Source organism: Terriglobus sp. YAF25 (assembly GCF_052113305.1).
In the GTDB taxonomy this organism is placed as follows: domain Bacteria; phylum Acidobacteriota; class Terriglobia; order Terriglobales; family Acidobacteriaceae; genus Terriglobus.
On the sequence record NZ_JBFRCY010001001.1, the window covers coordinates 1 to 1,909 of the forward strand.

Annotated in this window: 2 protein-coding genes; both read right to left on the bottom strand. The window is 57.1% G+C overall.

Features of this window, described 5'->3' with window-relative positions; all coding sequences use genetic code 11:
• Positions 1–801, bottom strand: an 801-nt coding sequence (locus tag AB4043_RS26005) for an MFS transporter (RefSeq protein ID WP_442308590.1), incomplete at its 3' end; no start/stop codon positions are given.
• A gap of 305 nt (positions 802–1,106) precedes the next feature.
• Positions 1,107–1,909 (bottom strand): NACHT domain-containing protein (locus tag AB4043_RS26010; protein ID WP_442308591.1); only part of this gene is annotated, 803 nt, incomplete at its 5' end.

A 1,909-nucleotide genomic window follows, 5' to 3' on the forward strand; every position in this document is an offset into this window, starting at 1 on the left:
GCCTGCGCCTTGGGTGCCGAGGGCCGGTACGAGCACCGAGACAAGATGAGCAACGACGCGCGTTTGCGCAAACAGAGCCAACGTCATGCCGCTGCACAACGTTAGAAAGGCGCGGTCCCGCGACAGAGACTCTCGAACCGCAATGGGGCCGGTCGCGGGAACTGGATTGATCAATCCAGACGCAGTTTCCTCGGGCTCACCGTCCGGATGTTGCCCCAAGCTCAGCGGGGTCCGTCCTAGGACGAATACTGCCAGGGCACCTAGGACAATGACCATGATCGTTCCAACGGTTAGTGCTGAAGGAATGAAACCGATCCTGTGAATCAGAATGACCCAAAGCGGCGAGAAGATGACTCCGCCGACGCTTCCGCCGTTGAAAGCCACCCCCAGGGCCAAAGGACGCTTGGTAACGAACCAAGGCGCAACGATGTCGGTGATAGCGACGGCTCCAAGGGCTGACCATCCTGCGCCTGTGAGTAGCGCCGCTACGTAAAGCTGTAGCAGCGTCCTCGCGAGAGCCCATCCTAGAACGCCGGATGCCATACAAAGTGCGGCGATAAAGGTGACGGCTGGTAGTCCAAAGCGCCGATGCAAAGACGGAAGTCCAGGGATGATTAGGAGCCCGACCACAAAATGCAGGGTGACGGCACCGGAGATGAGCGCGACAGGCCACCCGCGGGTTTGGCGTACCACTTCCAAATAAACCGGCGGACCATAGAACCCTAGCCCCCAGCCAAACACCGCCACAACGAATGCGGCTGTAACAATGTGCCAGCCATAGAAGTGGTTATCTCTCTCCACGCGTCCACAACCTCCATATACCCACACCCGCGACTCTGGTCGGATGGATGTTGCGACGCAACGATCTGCGAGCCTGGTGCCCTTGCCACTTAGTCGATCGTGTCTACGGGAGATACGATTATCGAGTTTCTGAATCAACCACAAGTGACATAAAAGCTTCCATTTCTGCCACGAGAAGCTATCGATACGGTGGGGAGACGCGACATTTGTTCTTGCAGACCACCGCAGGCAGTGAAGGGGGAAAGGTGCAGGAACGGGGTAACGAGGCGCTACACCGTCGGAACAATTCTGTCCGGATGCGCGCTTCAGACAGCGCGCCTGAGGCCCGTTCTACCGCGGAAGCGACACATAGGTTGCATCATCCGCAACGCCATGGATGACGAATGAGAACTGGCCACAGATCGTCTCGGTCTGAGCTCTATGTCAGCGGGGCTTAAGCCCCCTCGAATAAGAATGCCATCATGAATGCATTCCCGTAGCAGCACGGAAGCACGTGCAGTCAAGCCGCTCAACGTCTGCCCAACGGCGCTCTTGAAATCTGCTTCGGTGAAGTCCCGCAAGCGAGAGTTGTGCGCCATCCAGGCTACGCGGGTTATAACCGTTCTCTTTGGTCCAGCTCCGAACTCTGAGTCACGGCGGATGTTCTTCGCTGAATCCCATCCACCGCAAAGCAACTGGACAAACATCTCATAGAGCCGGGTTGTGCTCTCGGGTAGGGCGCCGATCTCCTTGAAAATAGCCAAGGTGAGATTCGCGAGAAGTGGGACACGAATAATCCGCTTAAGCTCTCCAGCGGTATCAAGCTCCGAGAGAAAACGAGCGCATTCCGCCTTGTCCAACCACTTGTGCGCCAAGGTAGCCATTTGGACGTCGTCGAAGGGTGCGAGTGAAAGCCGAGGGAGCCAATCGAGATTCGACCCAACCACATGCTCACGGGACGTCACCACGATCTGGAAGTTCCGGTCGATCGCTGCAATGCGAGCAAGCCGCATGATGTTGGTCCTGGCCGCCACGTCTGTCACCTCGTCTAATCCATCGAGGTAAAAGCGGAGTGATATGTCTTCGCCAGAAGTTAGCTTTTCGTACACGTAGCGGCGAAGTTCCGTTG